Source organism: Vibrio sp. 10N.261.51.C6, assembly GCF_041471785.1.
GTDB classification, from domain to species: domain Bacteria; phylum Pseudomonadota; class Gammaproteobacteria; order Enterobacterales; family Vibrionaceae; genus Vibrio; species Vibrio crassostreae_C.
This window is the reverse complement of the sequence record NZ_JBFRPB010000019.1, coordinates 105073-121593: the sequence shown is the minus strand read 5'-3', so window position 1 is coordinate 121593 and position 16521 is coordinate 105073. Positions and strand designations below refer to the sequence as shown.

Below are 16521 nucleotides of genomic sequence, written 5' to 3'. Positions count from 1 at the left end.
GCTACTACCTCTTCAATGCAGACTTTAATTGTTCAATGGTTTGATACTCGACTGTGTAGCCAAAGTAACTCGGGCCCGCGACTTCAATACCTTTGTCAGTGCGCCATTTGGGGTCGCAAGGGTAAGCGATAAGGTCGATGCGCTGCCCGTAACGAAGTTGTTCGGTTGTGATTGGCTTACCCGTTTCATGATCCAAGATCGAAATAAGATCCGGTGTTGATGCCAGCAGGTTATCTTGGCTCATGTCTGCGCGGCTTGTACCTTTGTGCGCGAGAAGTAATTCGTTTTGGAACTGCACAAACACGTTATCGACGCCGGTATCTTCAAACTGAGCCAGCTTTTCAATCACGACACCGCCTGTTGCAAAGCCGCCATCGGTTTCTCTTTGAATATCTACAATCTTGCCACTGATGATGGTATGGCCGCCGACAATGTCTAAGACGGCCTGTGTGCCACTCTGATTGTTGTCGTTCGCCATTCTAATCGCTTCACCAATTTTCATCGCTTGGGTCAGTGTTGCGGGCAGTGCGCTGCGTTTTAGGTTCTTACCGTTCATTGGGTAATCGCACATTGCTGCAGAGCCACCCATCTGTTCGGTAATTGGTCTCGCAAACTTTTCAGACCAAATACCGTCAATTGGGTAAAGTGTGACGACATTGCCTCGCTCATCGGCCAATGTGTTTGGAGCAGACGGGAGACCATCAAGAAAGAAAGTCACCATTTGAGCTTCTGGGAAAGCACGTCCCATCGCATCACAATCGATCACAGGAATGTTCTTTTGCGCTGCAACGAGAATTGGAATCAATGAATTAAAACCGCCCACTTCGATAGGAAACGTTGCCGCCAACTCAGTGCCGAGCGCTTTTTCCATCGCTTCGAAAGCAATCAACATTTGATCTTTCGAATTGAGTTTCTCTACTGCGACGGTTGGTGCGCCAATCATTGAAGAGGGCACTGTCATCCAATCGTCTTGCACGTCTTCTAAAGGAATCATGCGTACGGGTTGTTTTGCCGTTGCAATGGCTACTTTCGCCATCAAGGCACCGCTGTATGGGTCACCGCCGCCGCCAGTACCTAATACCGTCGCACCAAGCGCGATATCATCAATCATTTGTTCAGTAATAATCACAACTACTATTCCTTATCACTTGAAGGAGAAAGCTTCATTAGGGCGAGGTAAATCACACCAGCGGCAAGAATGCCGTCTAACGCCGAGATACTGGTGAACGAAAACAGGTTGAAAAACTCTGGCGCGGTACAAGCGCTGAATGCAGTACCAAATGCCCAAGAAGCCAAGCCTCTAAACATCCAAGCTGGAACTTGCTGGATGTTCTCAAAGCTCATTTTTGTCGAATCTAAAACATAATATTGAACGATGTAGACACCTGCCGCAGGCGCAATGGTTACACTGAGGAGCATTAAGAAATCAGTAAATTTGTTCACCATGCCGAGCTGAGCAATGCCAATACCGACGATGGTCATGATCACAACCAGAACAGGGCGCGGAATCTTAGGTAGAACCATCGACATGCATAAGCCGCCAGAGGTTAGGTTGCTACTGTTGGTGGTCCATTGTGCGAATACCAGTACTATAATGGCCGCCATGCCTAAACCTAGGGTGAAGAAGACTTCGACTAGGTCGTCGGTGCCGGTCATTTTGGTCAAGATCAATGCGATAAGAATGATGGCACTGTTGCCGACGAGGAAACCGATACCCGCTCCTAAAATAGCATCACGGCGTGTTTTGGCGTAGCGAGCAATATCAGGTGCAGCAACCGCAGCTAGAATCCAGATAGACATAACAAAAGAGATGGCTTGGCCAAGCGTCAAAGGATCTTCAATCGATGGCGCTGCGCCACCTTGATAATCAGCAGCCATAAACAAACCGATGGTAATCAACGTCACCATCAATGGAACAGAATAGGTACTGAGTTTGCCTAAAGCACGAACGCCATAGATAGCCGTCATCATCATTAACACACTGCCGCCAATAAGAGCGCTGAGGTGTGAAATTATGATGTCGTATTTCGCCAGTGCATCGACCATGATGAAAGCGAAGAAATCAGCCTGGAATGCGAACCAGCCGACTAATGAGATGCCGTTGATGAAGCCAAGAATTTTACCGCCGTTACGGCCAAATACCGCGCTGCTCACCAGCGGGGTAGACACGCCAGCTTGAAAGCCAATGTTGGCACACAGCATCGCGATGATCGCCAATAAGCCTGAACCAATAAACGTGGCAAGCAGTGCGTCTTCAAAACCAATACCGCTGCTTAGAATCGAGCCGAGAAACAGTCCCGAAATGTCGATGCCGATTGCCAACCAAATAAGGCTGATGACCCACCAAGATCGTTTGGCCTTCTCGGGAACAGGTTCCAATTCGAAGTCATCTATCTTTTTGTGGCTGTGTGTTACTTCGGGTTTATTCACGTAAGTTTCTGCCGCCATAGTGCCATCCATGCATTGTTATTCCATAAGTGTGAATAAAGCATACTGATGTATTTATTGTTAATAAATGAATATAATCAGATGCAAACATAATAAAAAACAAATGTAAGTGGCAAAATGAATTCAAACAATAAGTTAGATAAAAGAGACCTGCGAAGATTAGAGATTTTTTGTGAAATCGTAGAGCAAGGAGGCATCAATCAGGCGGTCGCAAGCACTGGGATTAGCCAACCTGTGCTGAGTAATCAACTTATTGCCTTGGAAAAAAGCTTAGAATTAACATTATGTCAACGTGGAAGAAGGGGTTTTAAGCTGACTCATGAAGGTGAGCAAGTGTATAAATATGCGAACCAACTAAAATCGACCTTAACCGACTTCGCTTATAAGTTACGAGGTGTACAGACAGAACTCTCTGGGTATGTGCGAATTGGATGTTTGGATAACACCGTCACTTTGCCCTATAACCCACTTCCCAAAGCGATCGAGACGTTTTACCAACGCAGTAACAGTGTTGAGGTGAGTGTTGATGTTGGCGATTTCACCCAGTTGAATGAGAAGCTAGCAAAGAGCCAGATCGATATGATGATAGTGGTTCTAGGGTCACATCAAAAATCAGCGTTTCAACATAAATACCCACTGTTTGAAGAGCACAGTTATCTGTATGCGCGTAAGGATCTGGCCGAGAAGATCATGGACAAAGATTTCTCATTGGATGGCTGTCGTATCAACATGGGCGGCTATGCCAAAGATGAGATGTTCCGACTACTGAATATTGAGCAGTACGATTCCGTAAAGCCTTTTGATGGCTGGCATGTCGAGTCGGGTGTAATTTTAACCTTGGCGGGCACACACCTGAGTTTTTTACCGTCTCATTTAATCGACCGTGGCCATTATGACCAAGCCTTGATTCCGCTTCAGCCCGAGAAGTGGAGCCTTAAGAGTCAGTTTTATGTGGTGTTGAAGCAACCTGTAGATTCCCTTTCCCCCGCCGCGCGTGCGTTTTTTGATGAGCTACACCAACCGGAAGCATAGGATTCAATATAGAGAACTTTTCGCTTCTTAAGAGCACTTCTCGCTTCTCAATAGCACTTAAGATACTTTCTCATATACAAAAAATCCTCTACCAAGACAGAGGATTTTTGCTTTTATGCTTTATGAGTGAAAACTAACGGTTCTCGAAGCGGTTGTAATCCAACAATCCGAACTCGATCGGTTGGTCTTGTTGATACCAACGATGCACGCGATCACTGAATGGCCAGAACTCGCTAGAACTGCGTCGTACCGCAAACTTATCTAGCAGCGCCACGTAGTCTTCTTCTGTGCTTAAGTTTTGCAGCGTTTTAACCAGAGTAGGAATCTCGCTCTCGGTTAATGATAGGTAAGCCGCAGGGTAGCTACCGACAACGCCTCGTACGAGGGTAAGGTCATCATTGGCGTAATCACGGTTACCTTCTTCATTAAACAAGCTAGAAATGTTGCTGTGCGCGTTATTGTGAATCATGGTGAACAGTTGCTCTTCGCCGTTTTCGCCTTCAATCATGATCATCACTAATTGAGGCACATGACGCAGGCCTTCGCCCTTTATCAAATTCACTTGGTTAAGCAGTGCTTCATTCTTCCTACCAAAACCTGTTTCAACAATCTCAAAGCGATTATCGAGAACAGGTGCGAGCTTATCTTTGATCATATCAAGCAGTTCGTGTTTCGGATCCGCCGTTTTGTAAACCACGCTGGTCGGCTGATCAAAAGGTGCAATGTTTCGCTGCAAATAGTCACTCAGTTGTGCGCTTTGGTTCTGGTACCAACTAGAGTGTTCAATGTGACGAACGTCTTTAGGAAGAAGGCTTAAGAAGTTACTCTCACCTTCAAGACGCAAGAAGTCCATAAACATACGGGTCATGAGTTGGTGGCCGAAGTTACCATATACATCGAAGCCCGCGACAAGAAGGTAATGAATACGCTCTAAAAGCGCATAATCTACAATCCATGCAGTTTTAGGTTGAGGGCCAACCAGACCTTGGACAACAGAGGCACTATCAAAGTGTCTGAAGATCGTTAATGCTGCATTTGGGTTGGTGCCATTTCCGTCCCAAATGAGATCGGTATTTAGGTGTTCACTATTCTTAAACCATTGATTCGTGAAATTTGATTTGGCATCGAGGTATCGTGCTTGTTGTTTTGAGTAGTGTATCCAGCTAGTTATTGGGAGTGTATTACTGCTGAGCTCACTTGGTAGCTTTAAGTTTTTTTCTTGGTTCTTAAAGAAGGTGTTTATCTCTGGTAGATCCGCTTTTTCAGGATCAGCAAAGAAGACCCAAAAACGGTCATTAATGACATTTAATGCAAGCTGACCACGACACACCGGCCCTTTGATAAAGGCCATAATGGTATTCTGCGCATTATCTAACATGAAGTTGAAGCGCGAGTTTACTGGCAGTGCTTCAAACGAAGTCATTGGGTTAGCTGAAACATCGATGTCGTAACTAGGTAGTTGTTTTACTTCGTAATTTACGTCGACAAACCAGGTGTTCCACTTTTGTAGACGCTCTTTATTAAGTGCGAAAGGCATGTGCGTTTTGTCGACGATAGTGCCTTGTTCTGGAATCAGACGGTAGTAAACACGGTCTACTTTTGGATCGTCATAAGGGCGACGAGTCGTGATGCGCTGTACCGCTTCACCTGGTGGTGTTGCAGAGCGAACAACAGTAAAGAAACGCGTTGGTTGAGCTAAATCAGAAAAATAGACATGAGATAAAAACAGGTGCTCGTAGATATAACGTGCTGAAAGTTGACTCTTATTGTCGCTCTTGTTTAAAAAGCTTTCGTAGACATTAACGAGCTCTTGTTCTGCATCAGTCAATGGAATGTGGTCGTTCATTAACGCGCCATTTTCCAACCAACTCATTAAAGTCGCGTATTCGGTTTTGTCTAAGTTTGGCATCCCATAAGGCATTCCCCAAGTTGGGTAATCTTTTTCATATTTGGCATACTCCTCAATGGTTGGGCACTGTTGGTCACGGTCTATTGAGAAATCAAAGCCTTCGAGCTGCGTTTGATCAGGAAGAGGGTGGTTTTCTTTTTGCTTCAGCATACGAGAAACAAGCCCAGCATCGAGGTTGGCGGTTGGGTTCTGCATACGTTCGTTAAGTACAGGGTGAAAATCCGCCTCACGCCATTCTTGCGTAGTTAATGCATCTTCAAACAAGCGAGTAGGGGCTGATGCCGTTAAGCGGGTGCCTTGATAAACGAGTGCCTTGCTCGCGCCTCGGTCTATACCTTCCACTGAAGACATTTTGAGTTGGCAAGGGGCGTCATAACAAGCGTGACAAACCACGCATCGGTTATCAATGATGGGCTTTACTTCGTCAATGAAGTGCTGCGCTTGAGCTGAAAGAATAGGTGCTTGGCGATCGCGTACTTGTTGTTCACCAAACAGTTCGTCGAAGTTTAAACCCGCGTAGACGGCACAACCTGAGAAGACGCTAACAAAAGCTAAAATGAAGAGTTTTTTCAAATTCATACGTATTTAAATATTAGGCATTTTCTATAATTATATCGAAAATGATTGAAAATGCTCATGTTCTAACAATTTTGTAGACAAGAGCTTGATGGGACGAGTGACTTGTCGATGCGCGTCACTCGCTAGTGCTCAGAAATTGGTGTTTAGACTTAGCTAGATTTAAGTCCCAAGAGCTAAAAGCTAGCAGTTAAGAGTTAAGAGTTAAGAGCTAAGAGCTAAGACTCATTGATTGACGTAACAAACAGAGAAGGGGACAGACAATCGCTCAAACTCTTTGATCCAGCGCCACTGGTTGTCTTGCAGTTTATCGCCAGGGCCTTTGACTTCAATCCAATGAAACTCATCGCCCTTGAACGCAATCAAATCCGGCATCCCAGTTCTAAATAGCTTTAAGTCACTCAATATCACTTTGAAGAGGTCTACAACCAAGGCATTTGGAATTGAAGCCATGCCGTGTTCGATGAGTGCCTTAGGAAAATAATTCCAATGAACAAAGGGGTTCGCGATACCTTGCTTTTCATCGTAAGTATCAAGAAAATGGTTCAGCCCATGTTTGGATATCGTCTGAAACACGGCTTCAATCTGTTCGGCTCGCTTGTCTACGAAATCTGAATGGTACAGATCCAATGGTCGATGTTGGTAACGATTGATAAAGGCGCCTTCAACGTCTGCGAAAATGACATCCCAGAAAGCCAAACCAAACAAGCCACACAGAAAACTGTTTTCTGAAAAATAGACGTCCCAACCTTGGTTCTCAAAATGCTGCTTTACCGCAAGCTCGACTCGAGTTTGGCTGAGGTCTAATTCCAGTTTTAACTCTTTGCAGCTCGGCTTTATGGTTCGTGAAACTTTGTGCCCCTGTTTCCGTAGCAGCCGGTCTTCAAGCTTAATAGCGACTTCCAACTCTGACACATCCGATGGAGTAGCTTTCATTTGCGTGACAATGTCACACATTAAGTCTAGCGTACCTTGCTTATCATAGATGCGTGCAAGTCGTTCTCTGCTCGGAGGAAGTGTAGATTGTCTGAACCAAAAGATAGCTTGGTCGTTTAGATTAAGCCTTTCAAGATCGCGAGCAACATCATTGATCAAACGCGATCGTTTTCTGGCAATACTTCTGTGTTCTGATTCTTCAGGAATCGCATTTAAAAGCAGTTCCAGAAACTCGCCATCTTTGCGGTCACCTTCTGAATACAAGCGTTGAATATCGCGCATCTGGATTAATTGATTGAGCTGATCCCTAGAGGTGAAGAAGCGGCGTTGCTTGCTTAATGGGTAGTTCTCAAAGGTGTTTAGCCCAAGGTCGCTTAACACGAACTGACTTAAGTCTTGATAGGTGTTGGCAAAGAACAGCAACAGTAATACATCAATCACTTGAGATTCGATGACGTAAATACAGTCGAAAGAGAGGTTTTGAAATTGGTCAAAAGGTTGCTGATCAAGCCGTAACAACAGCTCGTCTTTCTTGGCGTTTCTATGGCTCTTAAGGGCGGGGAATACACTCAACAGCTCTGGTTTGGTGAGCAAGTGCAACCCGAGCTCGACCTCACTAATGGCGAGGTCATGCTGTTCTTCGGGATGACTCAACCCAATGAAGCCTGAGCTGTTTAGCTCTTGCAGTACGGTCTTTAGATCTGGGATCTCAACATAGTTGAGTTTATCGCTGCGAAACCAACGGCCTTTACGAGAAAGCAAACGAACCATTAGGCATTGGCTTGAAACAGAAAGACGTTTGTATGCGGACAACCAACGACATTCGTCATCACTCAGAAGATCGGGGTAGAGCGTTTGAGCGTGTTCAACCAGTCGATTGAAGTTGTCGAGATAATAAGTGGGGGAGAGCTGAAGAGTGGTTTCGGTCGTCAATGGAGAAGTCGCTTGATACAAAAAGAGCCTAACCCTAAGGTTAAGCTCTTCAGTAACAAATTCAATCTTTTCTGTTGATTAAGCTTGTGATGCTTTTAGTTCAGCAACTTTAGCTTCAGAGATTGGTTTAGTGATGATTGCTAGAACAATACACACTGCCATCATAACCGCAGAGATTGTGTAAGCTAGGCCGTAACCTTCGCCGTTTGACATTGAGAAGCCAACAACTGCTGCACCGATAGCGCCGCCGATACCCCATGCCGTGTAAAGCACGCCGTAGTTAGTACCGTAGTTTTTCAGGCCGTAGAACTCAGCAGTTAGTGTTGGGAATACTGCTAGAAGCGTACCGTAACCAACCGCTGCGATAGCCGTACCAATGATTAGCGTGAATTCAGAGTTGAACGTAGCGAATAGAGCCATGTTCGCGCCTTGAAGGATGAACGCTAGAAGTAGAGTACGTACGCCACCGATTTTATCTGCAAGCATACCCGCAGCAACACGGCCGCCTGAGTTGAATACTGCAAGGATAGACGCTAGGTAAACTGCGTTTGGCAGGTTAGCTTGAACGCTAGCAATTGTAGTGATGTTACCGATGATCATTAGACCAACAGATGCAGCGAATGCGTACATGATCCATAGAGAGTAGAACTGAGGAGTCTTCAGCATTACTTTCCAAGTTAGGTCTTCAGTCTTCTTAACCGCTTTAGGAGCTTGGCCTGCTTTTACTTTAGGCTCAGCTGGCGTGTAATCCGCTGGTGGGTTGTTGATTGTTGCTGCTAGAGGTACTGCGATTGCAAGTACACCAACACCAAGAATCATAAAGCTAGTTTGGATACCCATGCTGTCGATTAGCGCAGAAGTTACTGGTGCTAGGTAAATAGCCGCAAGACCGAAGCCTGCTGCGATAAGACCGTTAACCATACCTTTCTTAGAAGAGTGGAACCACTTCATTGCTGATGGAGACAGACATGCGTAACCGAAGCCGATACCTGCACCTGTTATAATACCGAACGTGATGTTCAGCATCATAGGCGTTGTAGCGAAACCAGAAGCAATCATACCTAGGCCTGTAAGCGCTGTACCTAGGATAAGGATCTTACGTGGACCCATACGGTCTTGTAGGATGCCCGCAACAAGAAGACAAACAGAGAATGTGATAGTTGCAATAGCGTAAGGTGAAGATGCTTCAGCAGCACTCCAACCAGCTTCAGTTACTAGCGCTTTGTTAAATACACTCCAAGCATACAGGATGCCAAGACAAAGGTTGATACAGAAGCCTGCTAGCAGGATACGTGTTGCTTTATCAATCTTGCTCATTTTTATTCTCAGTTTTGTCATCGGTTAGTGGAGAGCCACTTAACTAAAGACGGGTTATTGTGATTGTTTCTTCAAAATTAGTTTGCGTTTATCAACAGATAGCGCAAAAGAGCGCGGATTATAACCAATTGAAATGTGATTGGAATCTCTTTTTCCATTTTTGGTAAATTAAATTCAATTTGTTAATAGGTTGTTTTTCATTGGTTTTTGAAATGTTTTTAACACCTCTCTATTTTGTTCTTTTTCGCTCTGTCTTCTTATTATTTCAGGGATTTTGAGGTGATGGTTTTTGAATAGACGCGTATTGCGTGCGGATATCACAGAGTTACAAATAATTTTAATTAATTTCCAAGGTTAAATTTGTGTAACAAAATAAATCGTAACAGCGCTTTGTTCATATGAGACAAGGAGTAACGGAGTTTTATTAAAAACAGAATGTTAAGCAATTGTTAAGGGTGATTTTTGTTAGTACTTTTGCTTACATTTTGTTCGATTGGAGGGGTTGTGTTGTCCGTAAAAAGTGGGAAAATAGTATGCAAACTGAGATTCCAAATTTGAAAGGATGCGTTTCCAACTTATGGTGAGGCGAGTATTATGAAACTGTTTTTAATTTTATTGATGTCAATTTCTGGTGGTGTAGCGGCAGCTGACCATATTCACTCTTTCCTATTCGGCTTCTATGTTGCGGCTCTAGCAGTTGGTAGTTGCTACTGGCTTGCATTCCGCAGTACGCGTTTCCCACAGTTGGCATTAGTGCTATTGATGTGTGGCTTTTTTGCGAAAATTGCAGTGACTGTTATCGGTGTTTCTTGGGGTATCTCGAACGATATCATTCAATCGCCGTTCATTTTCTCATTGTCATACCTGTTCTTCTTAGTGGTTGTGTCTTACGTTTGGTTTGCATACCGCGATAAATTGACGCTAAAACAACGCGCTAAGAAGGTAGAAGAGTCTCGCAAGCAAGCGGCAGCATAATTCGATTTGATTCTTAAAAAGCCTTCTTCGGAAGGCTTTTTTGATCCTGCCTACCTGAACTCTATTATTTGGTTATGACGGCAGATAAAAGAAACCCCAGTATGGTGACATACTGGTGTTACTTGTTATGTATCTATTATCTAGCAGTTACCATCTACCAAAGACTACTCTGAAGGTGTGTTATTTCTTCATCATCTTAGCGAGATCGGCGAACGGGTTGTGTGTCGCTGACTGATGATCATCTAAACTCGCTTTTGCATCCACACCATAACGCTCATGGTCAGTGTATTTTGAATGCTCATGATCGTGACAGTACAGGCACAGTAGCTCCCAGTTGCTGCCATCTTCAGGGTTGTTTGTATGGTCGTGATCCACGTGGTGAACGGTAAGCTCTCGGAGGTTTGAGTAAACAAATTCGCGCGCACATTTACCACAAACCCAAGGGTACAGTTTTAGTGCTTTTTCGCGGTAGCCTTTCTCTTGGCGAGCATACGCTGCACTCGAACCTGTGAAATCAGAAGACATTGCCAAATCCTTATCAATTGTAATATCCCGATTTTATCACAGCTTTCTTGAAGCTGTCGGTATGTCGTTCGTAAAATCATTGCTAAATGATGCAGTGGACTTATCGATATTAGATTGAAGTTTGAATACAGACTTACCTTCTACACACTAACGCTTAAGCGGGTTATGTCTTTCTGGAATAAGCCATGCTTAACAGTTTGAAAATAAATCGTATTCAGGGGTTTTAACCGCAGGCATGTGACCTAATATCAGTTTGTGAGACCCTATATTAATAAGGAAATATCATGTCAGAACAATACACTCCGCCAAAAGTTTGGGTTAACGATACTGCTGGTGGTAACAAGTGGGCAAACATCAATAGTCCTGAATCTGGAGCTCGCTTTGATAAAGAGCTTCCTGTTGGTGACCATGCTTTTCAATTGTATTCTCTTGGCACACCTAACGGTCAAAAAGTCACTATCTTGCTGGAAGAGTTGTTAGCGGCGGGTGTTAAAGAAGCTGAATATGATGCGTACTTGATCAACATTGGTGAGGCTGATCAGTTCTCTTCTGGCTTTGTTGGCGTGAATCCAAACTCCAAAATACCAGCACTTGTCGACAAGTCTGGTGACGAAGACGTGAATGTATTCGAATCGGCATCTATCTTGATGCATCTAGCAGAAAAATTTGGTCACTTCTTACCAAAAAAAGGGGCAGCAAGAACGCAAACCATTAACTGGTTGTTCTGGGCACAAGGCTCGGCACCATTCCTAGGCGGTGGTTTCGGCCACTTCTACGCTTACGCGGATGAAAAGCAAGAGTACCCAATTAACCGCTTCGCAATGGAAGCTAAACGTCAACTAGATGTGTTAGACAAGCAACTTGCTAACAGCACTTTCGTTGCGGGTGAAGAGCTGTCTATTGCAGATATCGCGATTTGGCCTTGGTACGGTAACTTAGTACTTGGCAAAATTTACGACGCAGCCGAATTTCTACAAGTTGAGTCTTACACCAACGTTGTGCGCTGGGCGAAGCAGCTAGAAGCGCGTGAAGGTTTCCAACGCGGCCGAGTGGTTAACCGTTCATTTGGCGAAGAGTGGGAGCAAGTACCAGAGCGCCACTCTGCAGAAGACATTGACCGAGTTTTAAAGCTACGCCCGTAGTGATTTAAAGAAATAGTCAATATCACTAGAGTTTGTTTTCGATTCGTTCGAGTAACAAACTCTAGTTTTCCCATTTCAAATTGATCCTTCCGAAAGCAAGCTCACCTATTTAGGTTTGGCTATTAAAGGCGGTTTAGGTATAAACTTGCGACATCATAATTCTAAAGGATGGTGCCATGTACCACGGTCATATCTATTTCCCTCTGCGATTTGCAGAGCAGGCAGAAACACTTCGTCAGAAAATTCTATCGGAACGTAAAGATGTATTAGAGACTTTCCCATTAATACAGCGTTTGGTTGGTCCACATAAGATGCCAATGTTTGAGATTCACTTTGCGAACAAAGAGTCGGGCATTGTTGAATGGCTTGAGCAAGAACGCGGTGATATGTCGGTGCTTATTCACCCTGTAACTGGCGGTGAAGAAACTTTGGATCACACAGTACGAGCGATCTGGCTTGGTCGTGAATTGGGTGTCTTTGAAGAAACGCTTACTAGCTAATCAAATATACCAATATTGCACTTAACTCATTCCGACCGGAAAATACATGAACAATAAAAAGGCTCCTCAAATGAGGAGCCTTTGTTTTAAGGAGCCGTTTTACCAAGAAACCGGTTATCAAGAGCCTCTGGTTATCGGGCTGAACCGTTAACCAGAGTAGGGGGATTAAGCCTCTGCCGTTACTTTAGAGCCGCTCATCTTTTTAAGTGCTGCGTAGCCAAAGCCTGTTACTAGCGTACCTGCTGCAATCGCCACTAGGTACATAAGTACTGGAGAGATAGCGCCAGGAATCAGTAGTACGAATAGACCGCCGTGTGGAGCCATTAGCTGTGCACCAAACATCATTGATAGAGCACCTGTTAGTGCACCACCTGCCATACAAGCTGGGATAACACGCATTGGATCTTTCGCTGCGAATGGGATTGCACCTTCAGAGATGAAACATAGGCCAAGAACGAATGATGCTTTACCTGCTTCACGCTCGCCTGCTTCAAACTTGTCTTTCACTAGGAAAGTCGCAAGGCCCATACCTAGAGCTGGAACCATACCTGCTGCCATGATTGCTGCCATTGGTGCGTAAGTTTGCGAAGCCAATAGACCAACACCGAATGTGTAAGCTGCTTTGTTTACTGGACCACCAAGGTCGAAACACATCATTGCGCCTAGAATCACACCCAGAAGAATCGCATTAGACGTTCCCATGTTGTTTAGGAAAGTTGTCATTGCGCTCATCACGCCAGAAACAGGGCCACCCACGATGTAAACCATCACAAGACCAGTGAACAAACTCGCGATAAACGGAATGATCAGGATTGGCTTGAGGGCTTCCATGGATTGTGGAAGTTGAACCTTGTCGGCAATGAATTTCGCTGCGTAACCTGCAATGAAACCTGCTGCGATACCACCTAGGAAACCTGCGCCCGTTGAGCTAGCCAGCATACCGCCAATTAGACCTGGAGCCAGACCCGGACGGTCGGCAATCGAGAATGCAATGAAACCAGCAAGAACAGGAATCATCAGAGCGAATGCAGAGCCACCACCGATAGTCATCAGTGCAGCGGCCAGCGTGCCTTCTTCTTTAAACGCTTCGATACCGAATACGAAAGAAAGAGCAATGATCAAACCACCTGCAACTACCACTGGAAGCATGTGAGAAACACCCGTCATTAGGTGCTTGTACACGCCTTTCTTCTCGTCAGCAGGTGCTGAATTTGAAGAAGCAGTGTGTTGGTATGGTTTAGCTTCTGCGAATGCTTTTTCCATCTCTTGCTTTGTTTTCTTCAAAGCAGGGCTTGTTGTGGTTTTGTATAGCGCTTTGCCGTTAAAACGATCCAGAGGAACATCGATATCTGCTGCGATGATAACTAGATCAGCGTCTGCGATTTCTTGGTCTGTCAGTTGGTTTTTTGCACCTACAGAGCCGCGAGTTTCTACTTTGATTTGGTGACCTAGGCGTTTGCCTTCGGCTTCAAGCGCTTCAGCGGCCATAAAGGTATGTGCAACACCCGTTGGGCAAGCCGTAATCGCTACGATCTTTTTGCTACCTGTAGCAGGTGACGTACCAGTCACTTCAACAGCGCTTTCAACTTGTGAAGCGTCTAATACTGTTGCTTCTGCTACCGCTTTCTCTAGGAATGCTTTTGCATCAGCAGTGCATTCAGAGATAGCCGCTTGGTATACTTTCTTGTCGACAAAGCGCGCTTTATCAACGTTGGTGTTGGCTGCGATAACCACAACGTCGCTGCTGTCGATAGCGTCTTGCGATACGGTTGAATCAGGTAACACGCTTGATTGACATTCAATAGCGGCGTTCCAACCCAGTGCTTTTGTCGCTTGCTCTAACAAGCCCGCGGCGATGATGCTGTTTGCTACGCCACTTGGGCAAGCTGTGATAATGGTAATATTCATAATAAACCTTTTGTCCTATTTGCTTGTGTCTAACTGGCTAGTTGGAGCACTAAGCGCCTGTAATTGGATATTTTGTAGTACTGAATCCAGCTCTTGTTGGCTGGTGATGCCCACGCCTACCTGTGAAACTGCTAGAGCAGATAGGGCGGTTGCGAATTTAATAAGTTCTGGTTTTGGCATCTGTTGCATTTGACCCCAACATAGACCAGCAACCAATGTGTCACCTGCGCCTACCGTGCTTACTACTTGCATGCGCGGTGGTTGAGCATGTAACCATTCACCTTGGTTAAGCCACATCACGCCTTCAGCGCCAAGTGATACCACGATATTCTCGATGCCTTTTTCACTTAGGGCTTGGCCCGCGTGTTGGCATTGGTCACGAGTTGTCAGCTCTGCATTGAACAGCTGAGACAGCTCTTCATCGTTTGGTTTGATTAACCATGGTTGTGCATTGATACCGGCTTTAAGTGCGTCACGGCTGCTATCAAATAGCACCTTCTTACCTAAATCGTGTAAGCGTTGAACCCAAGAAGCGCAAAGCTCAGGAGAGATACCTTGTGGCAAGCTGCCTGCAATGACGAAATAATCGTGCGTTTCAGCAAGTTCTAATAGGGTTTCTTCGAACGCTTTAATCGCGTCAGCATCAACAGGAACCCCTGGGAAGTTGATGTCGCTTACTTGGCCTGAATTCTCTACCAATTTCACGTTAATGCGAGTTGCGCCATCAACACGGATGAAGCGGTCAGTTGCGCCCATCTCTTCAAACAGTTGGCAGAACGCTTCTTCGTTATTGCGACCAAGGAAACCTGTTACGGTCACTTTCGCGCCAAGCTCTGAAAGAACTTTTGCGACGTTTACGCCTTTGCCCGCTGCATGCAGAGAGCCTTTGTTTACTAGGCTAACTGAACCTACATTTAGTGCGTCGATAGCGCCTGTCAGGTCTAGAGCAGGGTTAAGCGTTACGGTAACGGCTTTGATTTGTTTATCAGACATATCGACTCCTTAACCTTCGCCAAGGCCTGAAGCGATAGCTTTACCAATCGATTCAAGTGCTTGTGCTGCATCGTCACCTTCAGCAACAAACTGAAGCTGGTGGCCGTGTTTAACGCCAAGTGCGATGACTTTCATCAAGCTCTTCGCGTTCACTTCTTTTCCGTCGCCATCTAGGTTTGAAACGCGGATTGTTGATTCGAATTTCTTCGCTTCAGCAACCAACATTGCACCTGGACGAGCGTGCAGGCCGTGTGCGTTTTTGATTTTGAATACTGCGCAGTTGTCATCGTCTTGAGACGCTGTAGAAACCGCTTCACCTTTCAGAAGGCCAATCACTTGCGCTGCGTCAGCTGTTAACAGTTGTTGCTGTTTACCTTCGAAAACCATCTTGCTTAGGTTTGCCAGAATAGATTGGTGCGCGCTGTTACAAGCTGCGAATGCGACTAATGCTTTCACTGGTGTGCCTTCGTATTCACAATGGTTCGCTGTTGAAACGAAAGATACGCCAGTGCGTGTTACGCCTTTGTCGCTGCCCAACAACCACAGGCCTTGGCCTAGGTGAGTTGGTGTTTTTGTTACTAGGTCAGCAACGAATGCGTTGTCTGTGCAACCTGTGTTCTTAAGTAGGCCACCCGCAACGGCAGACATTTGAATCATGTCGCTCGCAGGGAACAGTAGCTGAACTAAAGAAGCGTCTAGGTCGGCTTCTAGCTGAACTTCGCCGTTAAGTAGGGCGATGATTTCGTCTTCTGATTTAGCTTGCTTTAATTTCTCTTCAACACCGTCTGCCGCTAGAACCTTTGTTAGTTGCTTAAGAATGCCTAAGTGCTCGTCAGATTTCGCTGCAATACCAATTGCTACGTAAACACGGTTGCCGTCTGCCCAATCAATACCTTCAGGGAAGTGGTGTACCGCAACGCCTGTCTCTTTTACTAGGCCACGAGTATCCGTCGTTCCGTGAGGAATCGCGATGCCGTTACCTAGGAACGTAGAGTTCTGGTTTTCACGGTTCAGCATTCCTTCAACGTAACCAGAGTCAACTAAACCTTTAGCTGTCAGGTCGCCAGCAATGTTTTGGATTGCTTTGAATTTGTCTTCGGCAGTTTGGCCTAGAGTGATGTCAGATTTTGATAATTTAAGCATGGTGCCTCTTTAGCGTATCGCTTGAGAATTTGTGTATCGCTACGATTCAGTCTAGAGCAATATTTGCCCGCTGCTTTATGATTGCTGAATCGGTTCAGCATTCAGTGTAAAAAAATTCAGCAAAGCCGATTTTGGTTTTCAAAATAGTTTTGCTGCGTGTCGTAATTCCAGTTTCGTTAACAAC

The 16521-nt window shown here is 45.2% G+C and carries 13 protein-coding genes; 4 read left to right on the top strand and 9 right to left on the bottom strand.

The window, feature by feature from the left end; genetic code table 11:
• Positions 1-4: 4 nt before the first annotated feature.
• Positions 5-1129: a DUF917 domain-containing protein gene (locus AB4375_RS04870; RefSeq protein WP_372051120.1), complete on the bottom strand. Its 1125-nt coding sequence runs from the start codon at positions 1127-1129 to the stop codon at positions 5-7.
• A 5-nt stretch (positions 1130-1134) separates the two neighbouring features.
• Entirely contained in the window at positions 1135-2460 is a 1326-nt protein-coding gene (locus AB4375_RS04865; protein ID WP_372051119.1) for a cytosine permease, read from the bottom strand.
• 105 nt (positions 2461-2565) lie between these two features.
• Here AB4375_RS04865 and AB4375_RS04860 point away from each other — a divergent pair, with 105 nt between their 5' ends.
• Positions 2566-3480 (top strand): LysR family transcriptional regulator, encoded by a 915-nt coding sequence (locus AB4375_RS04860; protein ID WP_372051118.1) that lies wholly within the window; start codon positions 2566-2568, stop codon positions 3478-3480.
• 133 nt (positions 3481-3613) lie between these two features.
• On the opposite strand, the gene AB4375_RS04855 is transcribed toward AB4375_RS04860, so the two are convergent.
• The 3 genes from AB4375_RS04855 to AB4375_RS04845 form a co-directional block, all read right to left on the bottom strand.
• On the bottom strand, positions 3614-5968 hold the full coding sequence (locus tag AB4375_RS04855) for a fatty acid cis/trans isomerase (RefSeq protein ID WP_372051117.1): 2355 nt from the start codon (positions 5966-5968) through the stop codon (positions 3614-3616).
• Between the two features lie 222 nt (positions 5969-6190).
• Positions 6191-7855 (bottom strand): VRR-NUC domain-containing protein, encoded by a 1665-nt coding sequence (locus AB4375_RS04850; RefSeq protein WP_372051116.1) that lies wholly within the window; start codon positions 7853-7855, stop codon positions 6191-6193.
• A 57-nt stretch (positions 7856-7912) separates the two neighbouring features.
• The gene (locus AB4375_RS04845; protein WP_017067032.1) at positions 7913-9151 is read right to left on the bottom strand and encodes an OFA family MFS transporter; all 1239 of its coding nucleotides are present in this window, start codon (positions 9149-9151) and stop codon (positions 7913-7915) included.
• 594 nt (positions 9152-9745) lie between these two features.
• Between AB4375_RS04845 and AB4375_RS04840 the strand changes: the two genes are divergently transcribed.
• Positions 9746-10126 carry a hypothetical protein gene (locus AB4375_RS04840; protein WP_017064770.1) on the top strand — a complete coding sequence of 127 codons (381 nt, stop codon included), beginning with the start codon at positions 9746-9748 and terminating at the stop codon, positions 10124-10126.
• Positions 10127-10306: 180 nt separating this feature from the next.
• Here the strand turns inward: AB4375_RS04840 and AB4375_RS04835 are convergent, their stop codons facing one another.
• A complete protein-coding gene (locus AB4375_RS04835; protein ID WP_017060876.1) occupies positions 10307-10651 on the bottom strand; it encodes a YajD family HNH nuclease in 345 nt (114 codons plus the stop codon).
• Positions 10652-10935: 284 nt separating this feature from the next.
• Here AB4375_RS04835 and yghU point away from each other — a divergent pair, with 284 nt between their 5' ends.
• Entirely contained in the window at positions 10936-11793 is an 858-nt protein-coding gene (gene yghU, locus AB4375_RS04830) for a glutathione-dependent disulfide-bond oxidoreductase (RefSeq protein WP_017067033.1), read from the top strand.
• Positions 11794-11969: 176 nt separating this feature from the next.
• Entirely contained in the window at positions 11970-12293 is a 324-nt protein-coding gene (locus AB4375_RS04825) for a DOPA 4,5-dioxygenase family protein (protein WP_017079771.1), read from the top strand.
• 165 nt (positions 12294-12458) lie between these two features.
• Here the strand turns inward: AB4375_RS04825 and fruA are convergent, their stop codons facing one another.
• The 3 genes from fruA to fruB are packed head-to-tail and all read right to left on the bottom strand — an operon-like array spanning position 12459 to position 16337.
• Positions 12459-14201: a PTS fructose transporter subunit IIBC gene (gene fruA / locus AB4375_RS04820; RefSeq protein ID WP_371724824.1), complete on the bottom strand. Its 1743-nt coding sequence runs from the start codon at positions 14199-14201 to the stop codon at positions 12459-12461.
• Positions 14202-14216: 15 nt separating this feature from the next.
• On the bottom strand, positions 14217-15194 hold the full coding sequence (gene pfkB, locus AB4375_RS04815) for a 1-phosphofructokinase (RefSeq protein WP_017060871.1): 978 nt from the start codon (positions 15192-15194) through the stop codon (positions 14217-14219).
• A gap of 9 nt (positions 15195-15203) precedes the next feature.
• A complete protein-coding gene (gene fruB, locus AB4375_RS04810) occupies positions 15204-16337 on the bottom strand; it encodes a fused PTS fructose transporter subunit IIA/HPr protein (protein ID WP_050646611.1) in 1134 nt (377 codons plus the stop codon).
• Positions 16338-16521 lie beyond the last annotated feature (184 nt).

Excerpts from the sequence above, each read along its gene's own strand:
- AB4375_RS04845 (WP_017067032.1), bottom strand. The coding sequence starts at position 9,151 with ATGAGCAAGATTGATAAAGCAACACGTATCCTGCTAGCAGGCTTCTGT.
- AB4375_RS04835 (WP_017060876.1), bottom strand. The coding sequence starts at position 10,651 with ATGTCTTCTGATTTCACAGGTTCGAGTGCAGCGTATGCTCGCCAAGAG.
- fruB (WP_050646611.1), bottom strand. The coding sequence starts at position 16,337 with ATGCTTAAATTATCAAAATCTGACATCACTCTAGGCCAAACTGCCGAA.
- AB4375_RS04860 (WP_372051118.1), top strand. The coding sequence starts at position 2,566 with ATGAATTCAAACAATAAGTTAGATAAAAGAGACCTGCGAAGATTAGAG.
- AB4375_RS04825 (WP_017079771.1), top strand. The coding sequence starts at position 11,970 with ATGTACCACGGTCATATCTATTTCCCTCTGCGATTTGCAGAGCAGGCA.
- AB4375_RS04855 (WP_372051117.1), bottom strand. The coding sequence starts at position 5,968 with ATGAATTTGAAAAAACTCTTCATTTTAGCTTTTGTTAGCGTCTTCTCA.
- fruA (WP_371724824.1), bottom strand. The coding sequence starts at position 14,201 with ATGAATATTACCATTATCACAGCTTGCCCAAGTGGCGTAGCAAACAGC.
- AB4375_RS04840 (WP_017064770.1), top strand. The coding sequence starts at position 9,746 with ATGAAACTGTTTTTAATTTTATTGATGTCAATTTCTGGTGGTGTAGCG.
- AB4375_RS04865 (WP_372051119.1), bottom strand. The coding sequence starts at position 2,460 with ATGGATGGCACTATGGCGGCAGAAACTTACGTGAATAAACCCGAAGTA.
- yghU (WP_017067033.1), top strand. The coding sequence starts at position 10,936 with ATGTCAGAACAATACACTCCGCCAAAAGTTTGGGTTAACGATACTGCT.
- pfkB (WP_017060871.1), bottom strand. The coding sequence starts at position 15,194 with ATGTCTGATAAACAAATCAAAGCCGTTACCGTAACGCTTAACCCTGCT.